The 23288-nt window shown below is 58.6% G+C and carries 23 protein-coding genes; 7 read left to right on the top strand and 16 right to left on the bottom strand.

The window, feature by feature from the left end:
• Positions 1 to 35: 35 nt before the first annotated feature.
• The 8 genes from CLR77_RS07800 to bioB all read right to left on the bottom strand — a co-directional run bounded on the left by CLR77_RS07800 (position 36) and on the right by bioB (position 9554).
• Entirely contained in the window at positions 36 to 1823 is a 1788-nt protein-coding gene (locus CLR77_RS07800; protein ID WP_097460074.1) for an acyl-CoA dehydrogenase C-terminal domain-containing protein, read from the bottom strand.
• A 169-nt stretch (positions 1824 to 1992) separates the two neighbouring features.
• Positions 1993 to 3792 (bottom strand): acyl-CoA dehydrogenase C-terminal domain-containing protein, encoded by a 1800-nt coding sequence (locus tag CLR77_RS07795; RefSeq protein WP_097460073.1) that lies wholly within the window; start codon positions 3790 to 3792, stop codon positions 1993 to 1995.
• 386 nt (positions 3793 to 4178) lie between these two features.
• Positions 4179 to 5018 (bottom strand): putative metalloprotease CJM1_0395 family protein, encoded by an 840-nt coding sequence (locus tag CLR77_RS07790; protein ID WP_227519847.1) that lies wholly within the window; start codon positions 5016 to 5018, stop codon positions 4179 to 4181.
• Positions 5019 to 5098: 80 nt separating this feature from the next.
• Complete coding sequence (bioD, locus tag CLR77_RS07785) at positions 5099 to 5794, bottom strand: dethiobiotin synthase (protein WP_097460071.1); 696 nt, start codon at positions 5792 to 5794, stop codon at positions 5099 to 5101.
• A gap of 10 nt (positions 5795 to 5804) precedes the next feature.
• Entirely contained in the window at positions 5805 to 6605 is an 801-nt protein-coding gene (gene bioC, locus CLR77_RS07780) for a malonyl-ACP O-methyltransferase BioC (protein WP_158227144.1), read from the bottom strand.
• Entirely contained in the window at positions 6596 to 7312 is a 717-nt protein-coding gene (locus CLR77_RS07775; RefSeq protein ID WP_097460069.1) for an alpha/beta fold hydrolase, read from the bottom strand. Before CLR77_RS07775 ends, bioC begins: the two co-directional genes overlap by 10 nt.
• A complete protein-coding gene (bioF, locus tag CLR77_RS07770) occupies positions 7309 to 8475 on the bottom strand; it encodes an 8-amino-7-oxononanoate synthase (RefSeq protein WP_097460068.1) in 1167 nt (388 codons plus the stop codon). The genes CLR77_RS07775 and bioF overlap by 4 nt, the downstream gene beginning before the upstream one ends.
• Positions 8476 to 8483: 8 nt before the next feature.
• Positions 8484 to 9554 carry a biotin synthase BioB gene (gene bioB / locus CLR77_RS07765; protein ID WP_227519868.1) on the bottom strand — a complete coding sequence of 357 codons (1071 nt, stop codon included), beginning with the start codon at positions 9552 to 9554 and terminating at the stop codon, positions 8484 to 8486.
• 468 nt (positions 9555 to 10022) lie between these two features.
• On the opposite strand from bioB, the gene CLR77_RS07760 reads away from it, so the two are divergent.
• On the top strand, positions 10023 to 10409 hold the full coding sequence (locus CLR77_RS07760; RefSeq protein ID WP_143269377.1) for a ComF family protein: 387 nt from the start codon (positions 10023 to 10025) through the stop codon (positions 10407 to 10409).
• Here the strand turns inward: CLR77_RS07760 and CLR77_RS07755 are convergent, their stop codons facing one another.
• The gene (locus CLR77_RS07755; RefSeq protein ID WP_097460066.1) at positions 10410 to 11627 is read right to left on the bottom strand and encodes a saccharopine dehydrogenase family protein; all 1218 of its coding nucleotides are present in this window, start codon (positions 11625 to 11627) and stop codon (positions 10410 to 10412) included. It abuts the gene before it with no gap.
• A 248-nt stretch (positions 11628 to 11875) separates the two neighbouring features.
• Between CLR77_RS07755 and CLR77_RS07750 the strand changes: the two genes are divergently transcribed.
• From CLR77_RS07750 to cmoB, 6 genes are all read left to right on the top strand, one after another.
• Positions 11876 to 12307 (top strand): hypothetical protein, encoded by a 432-nt coding sequence (locus tag CLR77_RS07750; RefSeq protein WP_097460065.1) that lies wholly within the window; start codon positions 11876 to 11878, stop codon positions 12305 to 12307.
• 8 nt (positions 12308 to 12315) lie between these two features.
• Positions 12316 to 13314 carry a serine/threonine protein kinase gene (locus CLR77_RS07745; protein WP_097460064.1) on the top strand — a complete coding sequence of 333 codons (999 nt, stop codon included), beginning with the start codon at positions 12316 to 12318 and terminating at the stop codon, positions 13312 to 13314.
• A 69-nt stretch (positions 13315 to 13383) separates the two neighbouring features.
• Positions 13384 to 13731 (top strand): kinase, encoded by a 348-nt coding sequence (locus CLR77_RS07740; RefSeq protein ID WP_097460063.1) that lies wholly within the window; start codon positions 13384 to 13386, stop codon positions 13729 to 13731.
• Positions 13728 to 14639, top strand: coding sequence for a DMT family transporter (locus CLR77_RS07735; RefSeq protein ID WP_227519846.1), 912 nt, complete (start codon positions 13728 to 13730; stop codon positions 14637 to 14639). The genes CLR77_RS07740 and CLR77_RS07735 overlap by 4 nt, the downstream gene beginning before the upstream one ends.
• A 26-nt stretch (positions 14640 to 14665) precedes the next feature.
• A complete protein-coding gene (cmoA, locus tag CLR77_RS07730; RefSeq protein ID WP_097460062.1) occupies positions 14666 to 15436 on the top strand; it encodes a carboxy-S-adenosyl-L-methionine synthase CmoA in 771 nt (256 codons plus the stop codon).
• Positions 15433 to 16428: a tRNA 5-methoxyuridine(34)/uridine 5-oxyacetic acid(34) synthase CmoB gene (gene cmoB, locus CLR77_RS07725; protein WP_097460061.1), complete on the top strand. Its 996-nt coding sequence runs from the start codon at positions 15433 to 15435 to the stop codon at positions 16426 to 16428. Before cmoA ends, cmoB begins: the two co-directional genes overlap by 4 nt.
• Before the next feature lie 56 nt (positions 16429 to 16484).
• On the opposite strand, the gene CLR77_RS07720 is transcribed toward cmoB, so the two are convergent.
• The 7 genes from CLR77_RS07720 to hfq all read right to left on the bottom strand — a co-directional run bounded on the left by CLR77_RS07720 (position 16485) and on the right by hfq (position 23252).
• Entirely contained in the window at positions 16485 to 17783 is a 1299-nt protein-coding gene (locus CLR77_RS07720) for an adenylosuccinate synthase (protein ID WP_097460060.1), read from the bottom strand.
• Between the two features lie 49 nt (positions 17784 to 17832).
• A complete protein-coding gene (locus tag CLR77_RS07715; RefSeq protein ID WP_097460059.1) occupies positions 17833 to 19017 on the bottom strand; it encodes an ATP phosphoribosyltransferase regulatory subunit in 1185 nt (394 codons plus the stop codon).
• Between the two features lie 17 nt (positions 19018 to 19034).
• Positions 19035 to 19220, bottom strand: coding sequence for a DUF2065 domain-containing protein (locus CLR77_RS07710; RefSeq protein ID WP_097460058.1), 186 nt, complete (start codon positions 19218 to 19220; stop codon positions 19035 to 19037).
• Between the two features lie 182 nt (positions 19221 to 19402).
• A complete protein-coding gene (hflC, locus tag CLR77_RS07705; RefSeq protein WP_097460057.1) occupies positions 19403 to 20299 on the bottom strand; it encodes a protease modulator HflC in 897 nt (298 codons plus the stop codon).
• Between the two features lies 1 nt (position 20300).
• Positions 20301 to 21485: an FtsH protease activity modulator HflK gene (gene hflK, locus CLR77_RS07700; RefSeq protein ID WP_097460056.1), complete on the bottom strand. Its 1185-nt coding sequence runs from the start codon at positions 21483 to 21485 to the stop codon at positions 20301 to 20303.
• Between the two features lie 102 nt (positions 21486 to 21587).
• Positions 21588 to 22925 carry a ribosome rescue GTPase HflX gene (hflX, locus tag CLR77_RS07695; protein WP_097460055.1) on the bottom strand — a complete coding sequence of 446 codons (1338 nt, stop codon included), beginning with the start codon at positions 22923 to 22925 and terminating at the stop codon, positions 21588 to 21590.
• A 69-nt stretch (positions 22926 to 22994) separates the two neighbouring features.
• Complete coding sequence (gene hfq / locus CLR77_RS07690) at positions 22995 to 23252, bottom strand: RNA chaperone Hfq (protein ID WP_097460054.1); 258 nt, start codon at positions 23250 to 23252, stop codon at positions 22995 to 22997.
• Between the last annotated feature and the right edge of the window lie 36 nt (positions 23253 to 23288).

Here is a 23288-nt window from a genome sequence, read left to right as displayed (position 1 = left end):
GAAATCTCTGCGGCTTTTTAGTTATCGACGTCGGATTAGAACTCTTCCGCCGTCATCGTCATCATCAGGTCCGATCCGCTACGAATACTCTCCGCCAGGGAGACAGTACGCGGCAGCAGGCGCCCGAAGAAGAATTGCGCCGTCTTCAGTTTGCTGGAGTAGAAACCGGACGTATCGGCATCGACCTTCTCACCCGCGACCGCCACCATACGCGCCCACATGAACGCCACAGCGGTCAGACCGAACAGGTCCAGGTAATCGACGGATGCAGCACCGATTTCGTTCGGGTCACGTGCAGCGGCGTCCAGAATATATTCGGTGACATCCGACAGGCGCTCCAGCGCCGCCGCCAGAGGCTCGAGGTACGGTTTCAGTTTCTCGTTACCCGCATTCGCCTCAATGAAATCAACGATTTCCTGGGCAAACAGTTCGTAATAACGTCCCTTATTGGCCACGATTTTCCGACCCATAAGATCCAGCGCCTGGATACCGTTGGTACCTTCGTAGATCTGCGTGATCCGGGTATCGCGAACCAACTGCTCCTGTCCCCACTCACGGATGAAGCCGTGGCCGCCGAACACTTGCTGACCAAGAATACAGCACTCCAGTCCGCGATCGGTCAGGAACGCCTTGGCCACCGGCGTGAGCAGTGCGACCATCGCCTCGGCCCGCTCCTGGCGCTCGCCTTCGGCAAATTTCGCCAGGTCGAGATAGCTCGCCACGTAGGTGGAGAATGCGCGGCCACCTTCAACGAAGGCCTTTTGGGTCAGCAGCATTCGGCGCACGTCAGGGTGCACGATAATCGGATCAGCTGCCTTGTCCTTTTGTTGCGCGCCTGTCGGCGCACGGCTTTGCAGACGATCCATCGCGTAAGCGCGCGCATTCTGATAAGAGGCTTCGGCCGCACCAATACCCTGAATACCCACGCCAAGACGCTCGTAATTCATCATGGTGAACATGGCGGCCAAGCCTTTGTTCGGCTCGCCGACCAGCCAACCCGTGGCGCCATCGAAATTCATCACACAGGTCGCTGACGCCTTGATGCCCATCTTTTTCTCGATGGAACCGCAAGAAAGGCTGTTGCGCTCGCCCAAAGAGCCGTCACCGTTGACCAGGACCTTGGGCACCAGGAACAGGGAGATACCTTTGGGGCCCGCTGGCGCGTCCGGCAATTTCGCCAACACCAGGTGAATGATGTTCTCGGCCATGTCGTGCTCGCCCCAGGTAATAAAGATCTTGGTCCCGGTGATAGCGTAGCTGCCGTCGGCATTGGGCTCAGCCTTGGTACGAATGATGCCCAGGTCGGTACCCGCATGCGGCTCGGTCAGGTCCATGGCTCCAGCCCAGGTGCCGGCATACATGTTGGGCAGATATTTTTCCTTGAGCTCCTGGCTACCATGGGCACTCAAGGCCAGACAGGCGCCGGCGGTCAGCATTGGTGCCAGACCGAACGCCATATTCGCGCCCTGCATCATTTCCTCGAACTGCGCCACCAGCATCTTCGGCATGCCCATGCCACCGAATTCCGGGTTACCACCCAGACCATTCCAGCCACCCTCGGCAACCGTTTGATAGGCTTCCTTGAAACCGTGCGGCGCAGTAACGGTGCCGTTATCCCAATGACTGCCTTCCTCGTCGCCCTCGCGATTCAATGGCGCCAGCACGCCATTGGCGATTTTACCGGCCTCTTCCAGAATGGCATCGGCGGTATCCGGATCAACGACTTCGCTCAGCGCGGGCAGGGAAGCCCAAAGTGCAGGCGCGTCAAAGACTTCATTGAGCAGAAAGCGCATATCGCGCAACGGAGCTTGATAATCGGCCATCGAATCACCCTCTTTAAGATCACTTGCCGTTTCCCGAATCGGCGTGGCCCCATCTTAATCGATCCCTCAAGGAATCGCATGGCGTGGGCACGTCAATCCTGGGACGTTATCGTTATACGACCCCAAAAGAAAAAAGCCCGCATCGCGGGCCTTTTCCGGGTAGCACCGCTTAGAACGCAAAGTGTTCCGCGGGCATATCCATCATACTGTCGGCACCAGCCACCATCATTTCTGCATGGGCGCGGGTACGCGGCAACAAACGCTGGAAGTAGAAGTGCGCCGTTTGCACCTTCGACGTGTAGAAGGCCTCTTCCGACGTACCTTCAGCCAGCTTGTCGAGTGCAACTTTCGCCATGCGCGCCCACAGATAGGCCAGAACCGCATAACCAGAGTACATCAGGTAGTCAACAGAAGCTGCGCCCACCTCATCCCGGTTCTTCATCGAGGCCATGCCGATCTTCATGGTCAGCTCGCCCCACTCCTTGTTGATCTTTTGCAGCGGTTCAATCAGCGGCTTGAGCTGCTCGTTGTCAGCATTTTCCTTACAGAACATGTGGACGATCTTGGTAAAGCGCTTAAGCGATTCGCCTTGGCTCATCAATACTTTACGGCCCAGCAGGTCGAGCGCCTGGATTCCGGTAGTCCCTTCGTACATCAGGGAAATCCGGGTATCGCGGACGATCTGCTCCATGCCCCACTCAGAGATGAAGCCGTGGCCGCCGAAGACCTGCATGCCCAGGTTCGCCGATTCGTAACCGACTTCAGTCAGGAAGGCCTTGGCGATCGGCGTCAGGAAGCTGAGCAGCTCGTCAGCTTCGTTGCGGGTTTCCGCGTCTTCCGCCTTGTGAACCAGGTCGCCCTGCTGCGCTGCGAAGTAGATCATCGCGCGAGCGCCTTCCGCAAAGGCTTTCTGGGTCAGCAGCATACGACGTACATCCGGGTGTACGATAATCGGATCGGCAGGGCCATCCGGGTTTTTGATACCGGACAGGGAACGCATGGCCAGACGCTCACGGGCATAAGCCAGAGAGCCCTGGAAGGAAAGCTCGGCAGCCCCCAGGCCTTGGATTGCGGTACCCAAACGGGCAATGTTCATGAAGGTGAACATGCAGTTCAGGCCCTTGTTTTCCGGCCCAATCAACCAGCCCTTGGCGCCATCGAAGTTCATGACACAGGTCGAGTTACCGTGAATCCCCATCTTGTGCTCAATGGAACCGCAGGTCACGGCGTTCTTCTCGCCGACGTTGCCATTTCCATCCGTCAGGAACTTCGGCACGATGAACAGGGAAATACCCTTGGTGCCTTGCGGCGCATCTGGCAGACGCGCCAGAACAATGTGAACGATGTTTTCCGCCATATCGTGTTCACCGGCGGAAATGAAGATCTTGGTGCCGGTGATGCTGTAAGAGCCATCGGCATTCGGCTCGGCCCTGGAACGCAGGATGCCCAGATCCGAACCGCAGTGAGGTTCGGTCAGACACATGGTACCGGTCCACTCACCGCTGACCAGCTTGGGCAGGTAGGCTTGTCGCTGCTCGTCAGAGCCGTGAGCGATGACGGTGTTGACCGCACCATGGCTCAGCCCGGGATACATACCCCAGGCCCAGTTGGCGCTGCCGACCATTTCACTCATGACCAGACCGATCGACTCGGGTAGACCCTGTCCGCCGAAATCCACCGGCGACGTCATGGACGGCCAACCGCCCTCGACGTATTGCTTATAGGCTTCCTTGAAGCCGGTCGGCGTGGTCACGCCCTCTTCGCTCCAGGTACAACCTTCACGGTCGCCCGACTGGTTGAGCGGGGACAACACCTGTTCGCAGAACTTCGCACCTTCCTGAATAATGGCTTCAACCATATCTGGCGTCGAATCCTCGGCGCCGGGGAGGCTGGCGTAATGTTGCTCACTGTTCAGCAACTCAGTCATCACGAATTTGATATCACGCAAGGGCGCTTTATATTCAGGCATCGACTCACACCTCGGTTTCTGCTCTGGACGGCGCTGTCGTAGGACTATCGCCGCAGTCTGCTAATGGTTATCCGCTCAACCCGTCATTCAATCTCGGTAACGGGACGGCCGGCATTCTTGATCGCGGTTTGACAATCACTGTCTCAAGGTTGCCGCTCGGTTATAGACTGACGACTCAAGCGACCACCTACCGCAATACGCATGATCTCTTCCGTTAGACCATTATTAAACAGGTGTTTGAAACATACGTTTGTTGGGAAGCTTTTGTCAAGAGAGCGCTTAGAAAATAGACGTCTAATACGTCACGAATTCATACCGACATAACCCAGTGGTGTCATGGGTTTAGAGAAGCAGGGCGGAACCTTGAAGAAACGATACAGAGGGTATCAGGCGCTGGCGGAAAAACTGGCGATCGATGAGGAAGCGTTGTTGGAACCTGGGTTGCCGGCAATATTCTTGTAGGCCTGAATGCCGATAACGGACGCGCTGTTCGAAGAAGACTGACCTGACGCCGACGCTGCACTGCCCTGACCGGATTGGCCGGAGGTCTTGGCGCTGTTGCCTGAAGCCTGGGAGGAGAGTTGTTCGCTGCGCTTTTTCAATAACTCAGTCTGCGCCTTGAGGAGGATCTGTGACGCTTCGGCAGCCACCGACCGGTCTTGGGCAGAGGGCTGGGCAGGAGCCAGTGCAGCAGCACGAACCTGCTCCATATGCTGAATCGTCGCCTGAGGGTTACCCGGATCCTGGCTGATCTGGATGGGCACATCCCCGCCGACGGCGTATTCCACGCCGTTGGGGCCACGCTGATAGGTAAAACTCGCAGCACCAGCCAAGGAGCCACCGGCGGCCTGATGAGCCGCCTCGTGTTGATGAACTTCAAGATCCCTCGCCTGCAACTTCTGGACGACTTCCTTCTGCTGCGGTGTCAGCGTCTGACCCGTCACGCTCCTGTCGCGGTTATCGCCGCCTGAGGTCTTGCTGCTGTCATCCGATTTGCTGGAAGACTTGGCGTTTTTATCCTGGTTACCGTTCGTTTGGGTGGCCGTATCCGTCGACGCCGGAGAACGGGCGGCCGCGCTCTGGGATGCGGCCGATGCCTCTGTCTGATCGACGGGAGCCAGGACACCGCTACGCAGCACATTACCGCTCGTTCTCGTGTCCTGGCGTACGTAGGACGAGACCGTAGAGAACGCGCTCTGTAGTGGAGACGGGGATGAAATATTCACACTTGAAACCTCAAACACCCGACTAACGACGTATAGAGTCCGGGCGGTTATCAGAATTCAAGCACGAATCTGTACAAAAATCAACCATAGAGCGTCAATGGCGACAGATCCAGACTCCGCGACAACAGGCCCGGATCGGCATTGCCGACCCAGGGCAAAAGCCCGAGGCAAGGCGCTTCAATATGCTGCCGAAGAAACTCGATAGTATCCTGCTCCTCGTCCATGGACGTCGAATCCGGCCGGTTTCCCACCCAGCCAGCCAGACGCAAACCGTCATGGCGTATCGCTTCCGCGGTCAGCAAGGCATGATTAATGGCCCCAAGTCGCAACGCCACCACCAGGATGACATCGACGCCAAGTTCACGCGGCACGCCGGCGAAGCTCTCCCGTTGATTCAAAGGCACCCGCCAGCCGCCAGCCCCCTCGATGAGACAGAGTTCCGCAGGTCGCATCATAACACCGCGGCAGAACCCCACCAGGCGGGATACGGAAAGCTGAACCCCTGCCTGCCGAGCCGCCACATGAGGAGCAATTGCCGGCTCCAGGCTCACCGGATTGACTTGCTCATAGGCAAGCCTCTCGGTCATCGCGCTCTGGAGCGCCAGTGCATCGCTGTTCCGCAAGCCTTCCGGCGTTCTCTCACACCCTGACGCAACAGGTTTGACCGCAATCGTCCGCAGTCCCTGTTCACGGGCGGCCACCAACAAAGCCGCCGAAACCGACGTTTTTCCGACACCGGTATCGGTACCCGTCACAAAGAATGTCTTTTTTGCCATGTGTATCCGCCTAACCGTTTTCTTTCGTTGCCACCACGTAGCCGGCTTGATAGGTCGCAATCACCTGACCATCCGGCGCCCGGGGATAAGCCGATCGCAATTGCTGTAGGCGGCTTGGCGCCATCGCGCTGCGGCGGCGACTCCCGTCTTTAAAGCCCGCGCCGATTCCCTTCAGTTCCCGTAGCAAGTCCAACGGGTCGGGATAGGATAACGTCAATGCTTCCACCGTCAGGTCCGCCCCGGGGAAATGTCGCTTTAGCGCCTGCTGCCAGACAGTAACCGGAAGGAAGCGGTTCACGTGACGGCCCTCAGGGTCGACCTGATGCCAGGCCGCCGAGAGTTCCGCGAGAGTACCCTCCAACAACGTTGAACACAGCAGCATACCGCCCGGCCGCAACACCCGGTGAGCCTCACCCAGGAACCGTTCAAGTGACGGACACCACTGGACCATCAGATTGGAAAAAACCACATCGAATGTCGCCGAGGCAAAAGGCAGTTCCTCCGCATCGGCGACGAGCCAGCGCACCCCCGTATGATGATCGCGCGCGTAACCGATCATGCCCGGCGCGAGATCGGCGCCGACCGTAATGGCACCCGGGAAACGCTGCCGCAACGGAGACGTGAACAAACCAGTGCCACAGCCCAGATCAAGTAACGCATCTACGGCATTTGTGGGCAGCCGTGCCATCAACGCCTGACCTGTCCGCCGCTGCAGTAGCGCCAGCCGGTCGTATTGCTCCGCAGCCCGGCTGAAATCGCGGGCTACCGACTGCTTATCCAGGTTTATAGGTGTCGGTGCAATCACTCCCACGCTGCGATACTCCCGATGACAGACTGCCGGACGCTGCCCCAGTATGGGGAATGGGGCCAATGCGCCATCTCCGGAATCGACAGGAACCTTGACCGCATACCCGGCTGCTCGGCGATAGCGGCATCGACCAAAGGGTCCCTGGCGCCCAAAATGTGCAGCGCCGGGCAGGGCGGCGCCTGCCAGAGCTCTCTCAGGTCAAGCGTTTCCAGCCAGCCCAGCGTGCATTGAAGTGATGCCAGCGCCGCCGGAACCCCCTGTTCGAGCCAGGGATTCAGGGCCCGGCGTGCCTCTGTCGCACGCTCATCACCGCGGATTTGCAGTAACAGGAAGCGACGCCATTCCCGCTCGGCATTCGCACGCATACCCTGCACAAAAGCCTCAAACCGAACACGAGCCATCCCCAGCTCCCACCCCGGACGTTCCACGAAAGCCGGGGTACTACACAACGTCACAACCCCTGCCGGAGGAATAACCGCACGCGATGCCGCCAACATCGCCAATTGCCCCCCCAGAGACCACCCCAGCCAAGCAGCGCCGTCTGGCACCTGTGCCAGCAACGTATCGGCGAAGGCCTCTGGCGTATTCACCACGGAGGACAGCGGCTGATCCAGCCCGAAGTAAAAGCATTCGCCCCGCCAGTCACGAGCCAGCGGTTCCAGCACCTCGACGGGAAGCCCCCAGCCGCCGATCACCACCAAGGCCGTCATTGGGTGACCCGTTGTTGCCGGTAGACACGCTTGAGCGCGGCGAGCAATTGCTCCAGATGTGCGTCTGTATGTGCAGCACTCAGTGTGACTCTCAGTCTCGCCGTACCTGTCGGCACCGTTGGCGGGCGAATCGCCGTCACCAGCAAGCCCTGCGCTTCCAGTGCCTGGCTGAGCGCTAGAGCCCGGCCGCTGTCACCCACCAACAACGGCTGTATGGGGGTTTCCGAGGGCATCAACTGGAATCCGATGGCTTGGACTTCTTCGCGAAAAATCCGAATCAGGTAACGCAGGCGTTCCCGCCGCCACTCTTCATCGCGAATCAGCCTCAGACTTTGACGGGTCACCGCAGCGAGAACAGGGGGCATCGCCGTCGTGTAGATATAGGGGCGAGCCGATTGGATCAGGTAGTCGATCAATGAGCGCGACCCGGCGACAAAGGCCCCGGCAGTGCCAAAAGCCTTGCCCAATGTGCCGATAACGACCGGCACCTCATCCGCGCCAAGATCACAGCGGCTGACGCTACCCCGCCCCTGATGGCCGATCACGCCAAAGCCGTGCGCATCGTCGACGATCAACAGCGCATCATGCCGGCGGCAAGCTGACGCCATCCCTGCCAACGGCGCCAGATCGCCATCCATGCTGAAGACGCCATCTGTGACCACCAGCTTCTCTCCCTCGGCGGCTGCCAGACGAGCGGACAGTGCCTCGACATCGGCATGGGCATAACGCTGCAGTTTCGCCCGGCTCAGCAAACCGCCGTCGATTAGCGAAGCATGATTGAGACGATCCTCGATAACGGTGTCGCCCCGTTCGGTCAGGGCACTGATGACCCCAAGATTGGCCATATAGCCCGTCGAAAACAGCAGGACGGCGGGATAGCCGGTAAACTCGGCCAACGCCTCCTCGAGCCGGTGATGCTCCTCATGATGGCCGCACACCAGATGCGATGCACCGCCACCAACACCCAGACGCTCAGCCTCCTGGCGCAGGGTTTCCACCAGTGCCGGATGATTGGCGAGCCCCAGATAATCGTTACTGCAAAAAGCGATCAGCGAACGCCCATCGATCCGCACTTCCGGCCCCTGCGGGCTCACCAACAACCGTCGCTGCCGGTAGAGTTGCTGTGCCCGCCGCTGGTCCAGGGCCTTTTCATAATCCCGCAAGCAACACCTCAGACATTCGCACTGCGAGTGGCGTCATAAAAGAGATGGCGATTTTTCTCCTGCTCGATGGATTCGATCAGCTCCGCCTGCTGTGCTTCTTCCGAGCGGCACTCTTCGCTGGATTCCGGACGAATGCCCAGCTTGGCGAAAAGCTGGCGGTCCCGGTCGGCTGCCGGATTCACGGTGGTCAGTAATTTCTCGCCGTAGAAGATGGAATTGGCTCCCGCCAGAAAACAGAGCGCCTGGGTCTGTTCGTTCATGTCTTCGCGGCCGGCCGACAGGCGGACGTGGGATGCAGGCATCATGATACGGGCCACCGCGATCGTGCGAACGAAGTCGAACGGGTCCAGCGCATCCACATCGTCCAGCGGGGTGCCGGGAACCTTGACCAACATGTTGATCGGCACACTTTCAGGGTGTACCGGCATCGTTGCCAGCTGCACCAGAAGACCCACCCGGTCATCCACCGATTCCCCCATACCCATGATCCCACCGCAGCAGACTTTCATGCCGGCATTACGCACATGAGCCAGCGTTCGCAACCGGTCGGCATAGGTCCGGGTGGTAATGATGTTGCCGTAGAACTGCTCGGAGGTATCGAGATTGTGGTTGTAGTAATCCAGACCTGCGCCGGCAAGCCGCTGCGCCTGATCGTCGGATAACATTCCCAGCGTCATGCAGGTTTCCAGACCGAGCTCCTTTACCTGCTGCACCATATCCAGCACATAGGGCATATCCTTTTCCGAGGGACTGCGCCAGGCGGCCCCCATGCAGAAGCGTGTCGCGCCGCTATCGCGGGCGGCTCTTGCCTGCTGAACGACCCTTTCGACCTCCAGCAACTTTTCCTTGTCCAGGCCCGTATTGTAATGACCGCTCTGCGGACAATATTTGCAATCCTCCGGGCAGGCGCCGGTCTTGATCGACAGCAGCGTGGAGACCTGGACTTCATTGGGATCGAAATGCGCCCGATGCACCCGCTGCGCCTCGAATAACAGATCGCTGAAAGGCAGTTCGAAAAGCGCTCGCGCTTCTTCAGCAGTCCAGTCGTGACGTGGAGTTACAGTCATCGCAGTCATCATGGCGTCCTGTTTGGCAAAACCGGCCAGCCCCTGTAGGGTGATGCCGGAATACATGGATGCAGACCGAAAGACGGTCATGGAATGACTGAGATGATAAAAGCCCTGAGAACACTGTCAACCAAATTATCTTTAGAGGTTAACGAAGGTCTAAGATCCTTCCAGCCCCTCACCACACTAACGACCTGTGTACTCTGCCAGCGCCCAGACAGTCCGAGCGGACTCTGTCGAGGCTGCGCAAACGACCTGCCTTACTGTCGCCAAGCCTGCGCACAATGCGGGCTCCCACTAACGGGCATCGAAGAAACGCCCCACCTGCTGTGCGGCGAGTGCCTGCACAGGCCGCCCCCTTTCGACAGCGTCAAAAGCCTCTGCCTTTATGCCCACCCGGCAAATTCGCTGATACAGCGCTACAAGTTTGGTGGCCAGAGAGCTTACGGACGGGCATTGGCGGAGGAGTTAGCCAGGCGTTTGGCTGAAGAGACCGTGAGGCCGGAAGGATTGATCCCCTGCCCTTTGCACCGCCGAAGGCTTTGGGGCCGGGGCTTCAATCAGGCCGCGGAAATTGCCGAATGGCTGGGGACAGCGCTCACCATCCCCGTTCATTACCGACTGATAGAAAGGACGCGCGCCACGAGAACACAAACCGGGTTGAGCCGAACCGAAAGGTTGGGCAACCTGCGCGGAGCCTTTCGGCTGACCGGCAAGCCACCACGACATGTGGCGCTGATCGACGACGTTTTCACAACCGGCGCGACAGCAACCGCACTGGCGGAACTCCTGCGAAAAGGCGGTTGCCAGCAGGTTGAGGTCTGGACCCTCGCCAGAACCGGCCGGTCGCTGATGTCGCCTGGATAGTCAGGGCGACAATTCGAGCACCCGGAACTCGATCCCCGCTGACTGCAAACGCTCGTAGAGAGGACGCCCCATGACCGACGCCGGCGTAACCACACCATATACAGGGTTCAGGCGCCGGCGATCCAAAGCCAGGCATAGCGCCGATTCGGCCAGCATCTTCGATGTTTCACCATAGCCGGGGTCACCACCACGCACCATCGTCTTGATCCGGCGGTCCCCCATTTCGCCCTTGAACGTGACCTTGAACCAGGCCCGTTCGATCTGTTTCCGCGAAGGCCCATCGCCTTGGGATTTAAACGACAGCAGCCAGTTTCGGGTCATTTTCAGTTGGGACAGCAGGAACACGCCGCTCACAAAGGCGCCTCCGGCGATCACCTTGGGCAACTTACGCACCTGTACATAATGGCCGTAGCTGAACTCACGCCCGTAATCGTCCAGCTCCCGTGCAGAACGACGCACGACCTGTGGGTCAATGGTGGGGAAGGGCACCGCCCAGGCATTGAGATCCTTGTGAAAATGAAGGCTTGGCGGGATCGCCCGAATCAGGCGACGGCGGTCGCGCTGCCCCTGCGGCTTGCCATGCGCCTTCTTCTCTTTCATGAATTCCCGATACCGGGAAAAGGCGTGAATGGCGGAATGCCAGGTACCACCGGAAAAGGTGCCCGAAGCCCGCACGAAACCCTCGACCTGAATACGCTGCTCCGCCGCTGCTTTCCGGGTCATGTCCCGGGTCAGTTCCTGCACCGTGAACCAGACGCCCAAATCATGGGGGATACTATCGAAACCGCAACTGTTGACGATACGAACCTTATTATCGCGGGCTTTCTCGCCATAACGGTGAATCATGTTATCGACGAATTCGGGTTCCCCCGTCAGGTCCACATAATCCGTGCCCTGCTCCACACAGGCTTTTACCAGCGGCTCCCCAAAGTGGATATAAGGTCCCACCGTCGTGATCACGACCCTCGCCTGCGCTGTCATGGCCGCCAGCGACGCGGGATCCCCCACATCTGCCACAATCTGCCCAACCTTGCCACGACAATCCGGGTTGATCGATTCGAGCCGGCGACATACCCTGGCAAGCTTATCGGCATTACGGCCCGCCACCGCCCAGTTGAAAGACTCTCGGGACATGGCCCGCGCCAAGTATTCGGCTGTCAACTCGCCGGTAAAGCCAGTTGCTCCAAATAGAACAATGTCGTAGTTGCGCTTGGCCATCTTGGCTCCTTAAATCAATCGAAACAGATTCACGTTTCAGCGCCCATCACTCCTAAGACCGCCGAGTCCCCGGAGCGGCCATGCCAATGCAGGCGCCCACTACATTGTTCGGGACCATCGAGGACAAACTATAGGCGGATTGGAACGGGGATTAAAGCGCCTGATTGAACTCCCTTCACAGGGGTTTCCGGGCTATAATAGGCGGCTTGGGACATCACGCTGCCAGCCACGAGAGAACGGTTGAGATCATGTCGGATCGCAAACAATTTATCCTGGTAATGGTGGTTGCGGCCATCTTCGTGTCCTGGTTGGGCTGGCGCGGCTTCGTCGTCATCCGCCTCAACGAAGCCATCCGTAGCGATACGGAGCTGCGTCACTACCCTTATCCATTCAGGGTACTGCGTGTCGATGGCAGCACGGCGGTCATGAGCACCCTGCGTTCACCGAACATCACGACGCACCAGGCTTTACAGTATCTATACCCAAAACTCCGCTCCACCAGTGACGACAGCCCGGACTGGCAACATGCGGAGCGCGAATTCGCACGCCTGCAGGCCCGCTCCAGTGAAATCGTGCTGGCCAGCCCCTATATCCGACATATCCGTTGGGAGCTGGATCAAAACTGGTACTACCTCGCCGGCCTGGAAAAACACAGCGCCAGAACACCTTTTGACTTCTGAAGTACACCATGACCCCATCTCCCCACCCTTATGACGCGCTGACGCCCGATCTCGTTCTCGATGCTATCGAGGCCGAAGGTTACCGGGTCAATGGCCGCCTGTTCGGGCTGAACAGCTATGAAAACCGCGTCTACCAAGTGGGCATCGAGGACGAGACGCCGGTCATCGCCAAATTCTATCGCCCCCAACGTTGGAGCGAATCTCAAATTCTCGAGGAACACCGCTTCTGCCAGGAGCTCGTGGAAGCGGAGATCCCGGTCATCGCCCCCCTGCCGCTGGCCAACGGCCAGACACTCGGGCACGCGGGGGATTTCCTGTTTTGCCTGTTTCCCCAGCGCGGCGGCCAGGCACCGGACGTCAGCGAGCAGGATACGCTCTATCGGCTCGGTCAATGGCTGGGACGTATTCATGCCGTCGGGGCTACGCACCTTTTCGAGGAGCGCCCCACTATCCGGATCGTCGAGCAGATCGATGAGGATCAACGCTTTTTGCTGGACGGCAACTGGATTCCCAAAGATTTGCGCGCCAGTTATGAAACCCTGGTCCGGGACATCCTGTTATGGTGCGACCGGCTCGTTACGGAAGCCGGTACCTACGAGACGATAAGGCTGCATGGCGACTGCCATGCCGGCAATATGCTGGTGCGCCAGGAACAGATGCTGTTCGTCGATTTTGACGACGCCCGCAACGGCCCCGCGATTCAGGATCTTTGGCTGCTGTTCAACGGTTCACCGGACGAACAGGCCGGCCAGTTTGCCGAATTACTCGAAGGCTATGAAATGTTTCGGGATTTTCCGTACCGGGAACGTTTGCTGATCGAGCCTTTACGCGCGCGACGCCTGGTCACGCACACTGCCTGGCTGGCCCATCGCTGGGAAGATCCGGCGTTCCCTCGCAGCTTCCCCTGGTTTGGACAGGATCGATTCTGGGCGGATCATATCCTGGCGCTCCGAGAACAACTTGCCACCCTCCAGTCGCCTGCGCTGGCCAGGCCCGGACAACCCTGAAACTGCTTATACGGTGGTCGGCAGCGAGCCCGTGCCGCTGCCCGCCATTGAAATGGAGAGCCCGTTCACATGACAGAAAAGAGAGATCAATACTCTGCCCGCGCGCTACTGGTAACGGCACTCATTGCCGTCATCGGCACCGTTCTGGCCCTCGATTTCTATGGGCTTATCCAGCACAACAACAATAAGCAGACAACAACAGTTGGTGACTTCCACGCCATCTACCTCAAGGCAGGCGAGGGGCACCGGTTGTCACCCAAGCCGTCCAACGTCCATATCGAGTGCCAGAACGACTACGTGGTCATCGCCTCCGATGCCGACCCCCACATGAAGGGTCTTTTGGTCGACTACCGCAACCGCGGCATTCGTTGTGTGCCGGTACCGCCGGCGACGGCGCATAAGGGGGACGTCCAGTGAGTTCAACACGGCAACGGCTGATCGCCAACGGTTTAATGCTCCTGACCGCCGCCATCTGGGGGTTTGCTTTCGTCGGTCAACGGACGGGTATGGAGCACCTGGGCCCCTTCTCGTTCAACGGGCTAAGGTTTCTGCTGGGTGCCACCACACTGCTGCCAGTGCTCTGGTATTACCGTCACACCCCCGCGGTACGACACGCTGAGGTCAAAACCTCTCTCGTGTGGTGGGGAGGACTGATCGCTGGCGTCGTCCTTTTTGCCGGCGCATCGCTCCAGCAAATCGGCCTGCAATATACCTCGGCAGGAAAAGCGGGCTTCATCACCGGTCTCTATATCGTCCTGGTCCCAATGACAGGTCTCTTTATCGGCCACCGGATATCCTCAGAAACCTGGGTTGGCGCCGTATGCACGTTGATCGGCCTGTACCTGCTCAGTATCCACGGCGACTTCAAGATGAGCTGGGGAGACACGCTGGAGCTGATCGGCGCCCTGTTCTGGACAGCCCATGTATTGGTGATCGGATGGCTATCGCCCAAGGTCAGCGCCATCCGACTGTCGATCATCCAGTTCTATGTAACAGGCATCCTGAGTCTGATCATCGGGCTGGCTACCGAGTCGATCAGCCTTGAGGCCATTCAGGCAGCGGGGGCCGCACTGCTGTATACCGGCCTGATGTCGACCAGTATCGCCTACACATTGCAGGTCGTTGCACAGCAATGGGCTCAGCCGAGCCACGCCGCGCTGATTCTCAGCCTGGAATCCATGTTCGCGGTTATCGGTGGCTGGCTGTTCCTGAATGAAACCCTGCCCTTCAAGGGGTTGCTGGGTTGCGGGCTGATGCTGACCGGCATGCTGGTCGCCCAAATGCGTATCTTTCCGGCCAGCCGACGCGGCGCCGTCGCGGCCTGAGGCCAGAGAATTTCAGGAGATATCGGATGCCAGACAGCCCCACGCTGCCCTCCAAGGCCGATGACATCGACCGGGTATTCGCCAACGCCCGGACCGAGATAGGTAAATTTCGTTTCGACGCAGCGGTCGCCCGCGTTTTCCCGGACATGATCCGTCGCTCTGTCCCGGGATACACGCTGATTCTGCCCATGATCGGCGTCATCGCATCCCGCTACGCTCAGCCGGACTCCCTGTGCTATGACCTCGGCTGCTCTCTCGGTGGCGCCACCCTCGCCATGCGCCACGGCATCAACGCACCGGGCTGCCGCATCGTAGGCATCGATAATTCCACCGATATGATCGAACGCTGCGAACATTTCATCGCACTCGATGACGCGCCGACGCCAGTGGAGTTGAAATGCGCGGATATTCGCGAAACCGCTATCGAAAACGCCTCTATCGTGACGCTGAACTTCACGTTACAGTTCGTCAGCCCTGAAGACCGGCTCCCGTTACTGCACCGCATCCACGACGGGCTGCGTCCGGGCGGCGTCCTGGTCCTTTCGGAGAAGATCTGCTTCGCCGACTCTGACGAACAGGAACGCCAGGAGGAACTCTACTACGACTTCAAGCGCGCCAACGGCTATAGCGAGCTGGAAATCAGCCAGAAACGCTCGGCGCTCGAACGGGTTCTGATTCCCGAAACGATCGATGCTCACAAGGAGCGACTACACCAGGCGGGCTTCGAGCATGTCGTCCTCTGGTATCAATGCTTTAACTTTATGTCCCTGCTGGCGATTCGCTCTGATTCACCATGAAAACACTGGACTGGCGCCAATGCTTTGCGCCCCTGCTGAACACCTTGGCCCAAGAAGGACAAACGGATTGGGCCGACCGGTTGCAACAGCAACTCATGACACGCTTCGAGGAGCGCATACACGGCGATCTCGCACGCTGGCAGACCGCCCTGGCCACATTGCCGAAGGTCGAAGCAGTACGAGCCGACCTTCGCCAGAGCGCCATCAGGCTCCATGCAGACACCGCACTGGATGACGCTGATCGTGACGCGCTGGAAACCGGCTTACGAGGGCTAATGCCCTGGCGCAAAGGGCCCTTCGACTTCTTCGGCATTCACATCGACACCGAATGGCATTCGGACTGGAAATGGGAAAGAGTCGCTCCACACCTGTCGCCGCTCAAAAGCCGGCGCATCCTGGATGTGGGGTGCGGGTCAGGTTATCACTGCTGGCGCATGTATGGCGAAGGCGCAGCGCGCGTTGTGGGCGTTGATCCCAGCCTGCTCTTCCTGATGCAGTTTCTTGCAGTAAAAGGCTATCTCGGAGAGGTCCCGGTCGACCTGCTTCCGATTCGGATGGAAGATCTCCCGGAAAGACTGGGCTGGTTCGATACGGTTTTCTCAATGGGCGTACTCTATCACCGCCGCTCGCCACTGGATCATCTCCAGGAGCTGATGGATGCCTTGCGCCCTGGCGGGGAACTGGTATTGGAGACACTGGTCGTCAAAGGCGACGAAGGCTATGCGCTGATGCCGAAAGACCGGTACGCCATGATGCGCAACGTCTGGTTCATCCCCAGTTGTCCGACCCTTAGCCAATGGTTAGGCCGACTCGGCTTCGAAGATATCCGCCAGGTGGACCTCAACCAAACCTCAGTGGATGAACAGCGTTCGACTGACTGGATGCAGTTCCAGTCACTGGCAGACTTCCTCGACCCGGAAAACCCCAGCCGCACCATAGAAGGTTATCCGGCGCCGCTAAGAGCCACGTTTATTGCCCGAAAACCCGGCTAGCCCCAAACGGAAAAGGCCGGCCCCTTGGGGCCGGCCTTTTAGGTCCACAACCCGAATCAGCTCAGGAATGGATGGCGCAGCGTAATCGTTTCCACACGGTCCGGACCGGTGGAGATGATGTCGATGGGCGCCTCGATCTGCTGCTCCAGGAAACGGATATAGGCCTGCGCATTCGCCGGTAATTCATCGAAGGAACGCAGTCCCACGGTGCTTTCCTGCCAGCCGGGCAGTTCCTCGTAGATCGGCTCGATCTCTGCGTAGTGATCGCAACCGATAGGCGGCCGGGAGAGGTCACCTGAGGGCGTACGGTAATGGGTACAGACCTTGACCGTTTCCAGGCCGTCAAGAACATCCAGCTTGGTCAGGCAGATACCTGAGATGCTGTTGATCTGGATAGCATGGCGCAAGGCAACAGCATCGAACCAGCCGCAACGGCGCGCACGACCGGTTGTTGTGCCGAATTCATGTCCCTTGGAGGCCAGTCGCTTACCAACGTCGTCGAACAGCTCGGTCGGGAAAGGACCGGAACCGACACGGGTGGTATAAGCCTTGGTAATCCCCAGGACATAATCCAGGTAAAGCGGACCGAAGCCGCTGCCGGTGGCGGTACCACCCGCCGTTGTGTTGGAAGACGTCACGTAGGGATAGGTGCCCAGATCGATATCCAGCAGCGAGCCTTGAGCACCCTCAAACAGGATGTTTGCGCCTTCTTTCCGTTTTGCGTGCAGAATGTCCGTCACGTCCGCCGTCAGCGGCAGGATTTCCTCGGCGTAGGCCAGCATGTCGTCCAACGTCTGCTTATAGTCGACGGCTTCTGCCTGGTAATAACCACGCAGGATGAAGTTATGGTAATCCATCACTTCCCGCAGTTTTTCCCCGAACTGCCTGGTGTTGTCGCACAGGTCCCCAACACGCAGTCCACGCCGTGCCGCCTTGTCTTCATAGGCAGGGCCGATTCCCCGGCCGGTGGTACCGATCTTGGCGTTGCCCCGTGCCTGCTCACGCACGATATCCAGCGCCTTATGCACCGGCAGTATCAGCGGACAGGCCAGACTGATACGCAGACGATCGCGAACATCGACGCCACGCTGCTCCAACTGGCGCATCTCTTCCAGCAGGGCATCCGGTGCCAACACCACGCCATTACCGATAAGGCACTGGACATGCTCACGCAGTATGCCGGACGGGATCAGGTGCAGCGCGGTTTTCTGGCCGTCAATGACCAAAGTATGTCCCGCGTTGTGCCCGCCCTGAAAACGCACAACGGTCGCGACCTGGTCGGTCAGCAGGTCGACGATCTTACCCTTGCCTTCGTCGCCCCATTGCGTCCCCAGTACTACAACGTTCTTGCCCATGATGTTCTCTAGCCCCGCTTGATTAAACCTTGCGCCGGTAATGGCCGGCTCATGAATTCAATACTTCGACCTGCCATTGACCGTCACGCTGCACCAGTACCCGGTCACACCCGAGATCGGCCGGCGTTTCAAGATCTCCCGGTAATGCCTGTATGACGGTTTCCTTCTGGCGCAGCTCAGCAATCTTCACTCTCAACCCGACTTCCGCGAGCGCCGGTGCCCAGATAGCCTTTGGCATAGCGTCCTCCGACGGGCCGTGCACCGCGACAAGCAGGCGCAAATCAACACTGAACCCTGTCGCCGGCCGGGCGCGGCCGAAGTCCCGTCCGACCGAATCATAACGACCGCCCTGAGCAACAGCCTGCCCCTCTCCCGGCACGAATGCCGCAAAGACAAGCCCGGTATGATAGTTGTAGCCCCGCAGCTCACAGAAATCGAAACCCATTTCCAGATGCGGATAAGCCTTGGAAATCATTTCAGCCGTGTTCGCCAGCTCCGCCAATGCATCCTGAACCGACGGATTGGCCTCTTTCAGGATGCGGCGGGCTTCCTCGAGGACTTCAGGCCCCCCGCTGAGGCGGGCTAGCGCCCGCAACTGCTCCCCGGCGGAACCTGCCGGCGCCGAACCCAGAAGCTCGTCCAGTTCGGGAATCGACTTGCGACGCACGGCATCGAAAATCGCGGCCTGCGTTTCGGCGTCTGCATCAATGCCGGCCAGAAGCCCCTGAACCACTGCCACATGGGCGAGATCCAGGTGAATCTGCTCAAGACCCGCGGCATGCAGCGTCTCCAACATCAGGATAATAATCTCCTGATCTGCCTCGGCAGAGGCGCTCCCAAAGAGCTCGCACCCAGCCTGCAGAGGCGTACGCCCGGTCAACATGTGTGCCGGACGCGTATGCACCACATGACCGCAGTAACAAAGACGGGAAACGCCCTGACGATGCAGGCTGTGGGCATCGATACGGGCGGCCTGTGGCGTGGTATCAGCCCGCACTCCCATTAAGCGCCCGGACAGCTGATCGGTCAATTTGAAAGTCTGTAGCGCCAGATCGGTCCCGGTTCCCGTCAACAGGGATTCCAGGTACTCAATCAGCGGTGGGATGATTTGCTGGTAACCCCAGCGTTGCCAGGTGTCCAGCAAGGTACGACGCAATTGCTCGATACGCGCCGCCTGAGGCGGAAGAATGTCTTCCACACCGTCGGGCAGCAACCAGCGATCGGATACGGTCATTACATGAAATCCGTCTGTCAGTGCACCAGATACAGCAGGCCCGTACCGGCGAGCATGCTGATCAAACCCATAATACGCATGGTTCGGTCATCGATCCGGGCCAAGGTCTGCACCATGTTCTTCCAACGCTGAGGGTACAGAAAGGGAATGATCCCTTCGATGACCAGCATCAGACTGAAGCCTATTGCCAGTTCCTGCCACATCGAACTTTCACCCTCTCGTCACTACCGGCATGTCGCCAGGCCGGACGAAGGCCGACGCGTGCCAAGCACCTGACTCGGCAGGTCCTCACGGCAGCGCCCCAAAGGGCCCAGATTTTACAGGGATCGGAGCCACAAAAAAACCGGAACGCCACTCGACGCTCCGGTTTTCGATATCGCCACCATCACCGGGCTGGTGCGGTTTTCACCCCTTTGCCCAGCAGGTCATTGAAGTAACGCATAAAGTCGCTGTTACCATCGAGAACCAAGGTGTCATGCTTGTTCGCAAAGGCCTTCTCGTAAGCCTGCAGACTTTTGAAGAATCGGTAGAATTCCGGATCCTTGCCGTAAGCCTTTGCATAGATCTCCGACGCCTGCTGATCGCCCTCACCACGCAGTTCCTGGGACTTGGCATAAGCCGTCGCCAGAATTACCGTACGTTGGCGATCGGCATCAGCCCGGATACCTTCGGCCATTTCCTGTCCGCTGGAACGGTGCTGCTGAGCTTCCTTCTGCCGCTCCGTACGCATACGCTTGAAGACGTTCTCGCTCACCTGTTTTGGCAGATCGATGGCCTTGATGCGGATATCCACGACACGGATACCAAACTCCTGCTCAGTCAACTTATCGACCTGCTTGGTCAGCTCGGTCATCAACTGGTCCCGCTCCCCGGAAACCACTTCATGCATGGTGCGGATACCAAACTGGTCACGCAGCCCGTTGTCGATCCGGGCGGACAATAACTGCACAGCCTGCAGCTCGTCGCCCCCAGTCGCTTTATAGAACTGCAGCACATTGGAAATCTGCCAGACGACATAGGAATCCACATCCAACGGTTTCTTCTCCGCCGTCAGATATTCGTGCGTCGGCAAGTCCAGCGTAAGTACCCGCACATCATACTGGCGCACCTTATCGATCAGCGGCGCCTTGACGTGCAGGCCCGGTTTGACATCGGCCTCAACGACGCTGCCAAAACGCAACACGACGGCCCGATGGGTTGCCGGCACGATGTAGAGGGTTGACGACACCAGCAGCAGAACCACCAACGCCACAACAACCGCAATCACGGATTTGGACTGCATATTAACGCCCCCTCCGGCCAGAATTTTCCTGACGTGAACGCAACTCGTTCACCACCTTGTCCGTCAGCGCCTGAACTTCGCTGCTGGAAAGGTCGCCATTGCCGTCATCGTTACCCGACGCAACAGGAGTGCCGTTAGCCCCCTGACTTAGCCGGTTCAGAGGCAGGAAAATGACGTTGTCGCCGGAGCGAGTGTTCAACATGACCTTACTGCTGTCACCCATGATTTTTTCCATCGCACTCAGATACAGGCGTTCACGGGTCACGCTTGGCGCCATCTTGTAGGCCGTCAGGATCTTGTCGAAGCGAGACGCATCACCGGTTGCCTGATCGACCACCTGCTGCTTGTACGCCTGGGCGTCCTGAAGGATACGCTGAGCCTTACCGCGCGCTTCCGGAACAACCTTGTTACGGTATGTCTCGGCTTCTTCCTGTGCGCGCTGTTCATCTTCTTTCGCCCGCTGCACATCCTGGAAGGCGTCCTGCACTTCCTGGGGAGGCTGAGTGCTTTCAACGTTGACCTTAAGGACCCGCAGACCGGCGCGATACTCGTTCAGGAAGCCTTGCAAACGCTTCTCGACATTCACCCCCAGCTCTGCGCGACCTTCAGTAATCACGTCCTGGAACGCCATGCTGCCCACTTCGTGGCGCAAGGCGCTGTCAGTGGCGTATTGCAGTGCCTGCACGCCGTCGCGGATATTCAGAACATACGCCTTGGGATCGCTGACGACATATTGAACGGACAGGTTCACATCAACGATATTCTCGTCTTCCGTGAGCATTTCACCCCGGACGGAGAAGGAATTAACGTTGGTTACCGGAACGATATGGACCTCATCGACCCAGGGGATACGGAAATGCAAACCAGGTTGCTGAGTCTGGTAATACTGACCAAAACGCAGAACGATGGCCCTGTCCCGTTCATCGACGGTATAGAACGACTGATAGGCAACCCACACGACAAGAAGAATCCCTATCAGCGCAAAAAGAAAACCGTACCCGGAACCACCACTCCGGTTCTGGGAACCGCCACCACCGGACTTGCCGCCGCCAAGCAGACGATTCAGCTTATCCAGCCCTTTACGCAAGGCTTCGTCCAAATCCGGCGGACCTTGATCGTTCCCCCGCTTACCACTCCCCCAGGGGTCCTGATCCTTGTTGTTTCCACCCGGTTCATTCCAGGCCATAACGTTCTCCATTAAACCCATTTAAAACAGCGACGGCTAAAACCCACATCGCCCAAATGACTGCAAATACTATGTGTTCTGGCCCACAACAGCAACCGTGGGTCAGGCGTGGTGGCGACTGACAACGTCGATCGCCCCAGGCCACTCAGCAAACGGTAACTGCGGCAGGCTTTCGTCAGATATTCCAAGACGACTGAGCAGTTGGCGCCAATCCCGCAACTGAAGACGTACCTCCACAAAGGTATTACCATCATCCAGCGCCTGCTCCCTCACCACGCCGCCGGCCTGATATAACGCCGCGCGCAAACGCCCCTGCTGTGGTTCCAGCACAAAGCCTTCGTGAATGACGTCTTCGGCGAGCCGCTCACTGACGGCATCCAGGAGCAAATCCAGGCCTGCACCGGTCACCGCAGACAGCCAAACCCGCACCGGCACGCCCTCATCATTGCGATCGACCCTCGGCGAAAAGTCCTCCAACAGGTCAACCTTGTTGAAAACTTCCAGGCGGGGCACTTCATCGGCGTGGATCTCGGTCAATACCGATTCGACTTGCTCGATATTTTCATCGCGGCGTTCGTCATGACAATCAACGACATGCAGCAAGAGGGTCGCTTCAACCGTCTCTTCCAGTGTGGCCCTGAAAGCCTCGACCAGTTTGTGCGGAAGATGGCGGATAAAACCTACCGTATCGGCGAGGACAATCGGCCCCACATCGGGCAAATCCAGACGCCGCAGCGTCGGGTCCAGGGTTGCAAACAACTGGTTTGCCGCATAGACCGAAGATGACGTAAGCCGATTGAACAGCGTTGACTTGCCGGCATTGGTGTAGCCTACGAGCGACACCGAGGGAATATCCGCGCGCTTACGCGCCCGGCGCCCCTGATCGCGCTGCCGGCGCACCTTGTCCAGGCGCTTATGGATCGATTTGATCCGGCCGCGCAGCAATCGGCGGTCCGTTTCCAACTGGGTTTCACCCGGGCCGCGCAGGCCGATACCACCTTTTTGTCGCTCAAGGTGAGTCCAGCCTCGCACCAGGCGTGTCGACATGTGTTCAAGCTGTGCCAGCTCGACCTGCAACTTACCTTCGTGCGTGCGCGCCCGCTGGGCAAAGATATCCAGGATCACGCCGGTCCGATCGAGAACACGGCACTGCAAGGCCTTCTCCAGGTTGCGTTCCTGGCTGGGGCTTAACGAATGATTGAATAGGACAACATCGGCACCGTGCAGAAGGACCGCTTCGCGGATTTCTTCCAGCTTACCTTCGCCGACGAAATAGCGGGAACTGGGCTGATTGCGTGTACCACGCACCAATTCCATGGCTTCGACACCTGACGAAGCAACCAATTCGGCAAATTCACCGGGGTCTTCGGATTCGGTGTCGGAGGGAAAGTCTAGGTGAACGAGTATTGCCCGTTCACCGACATCAGGACGTTCGAACAAGTAGGGAAAACTCCGTCTTTAAGAGGTTCCGGAAAACCGCCGCATCATGCAGCCGCTTTCCAGCGCCGGTCAGACGTTGCCTTCTCCTTCAGATTCCCCAGCGGGATTCTGTTGGGGCAACCGGACATTACGCGCCGGAACCACCGTGGAAATGGCATGTTTGTAGACCATCTGACTGACTGTGTTCTTGAGTAGAATCACGAACTGGTCGAAAGACTCGATCTGACCTTGCAGCTTAATCCCGTTTACCAGAAAGATGGATACGGGAATTCGCTCCTTGCGCAAGGCATTCAGGTAAGGGTCTTGTAAAGAGTGCCCTTTTGACATCTTTTTATCTCCTGTTATTGATGCTGCAGATCATCG

The sequence above is a fragment of the Mangrovitalea sediminis genome, assembly GCF_002514725.1.
GTDB classification, from domain to species: domain Bacteria; phylum Pseudomonadota; class Gammaproteobacteria; order Pseudomonadales; family Oleiphilaceae; genus Mangrovitalea; species Mangrovitalea sediminis.
This window is presented reverse-complemented; position numbering and strand designations above follow the sequence as displayed.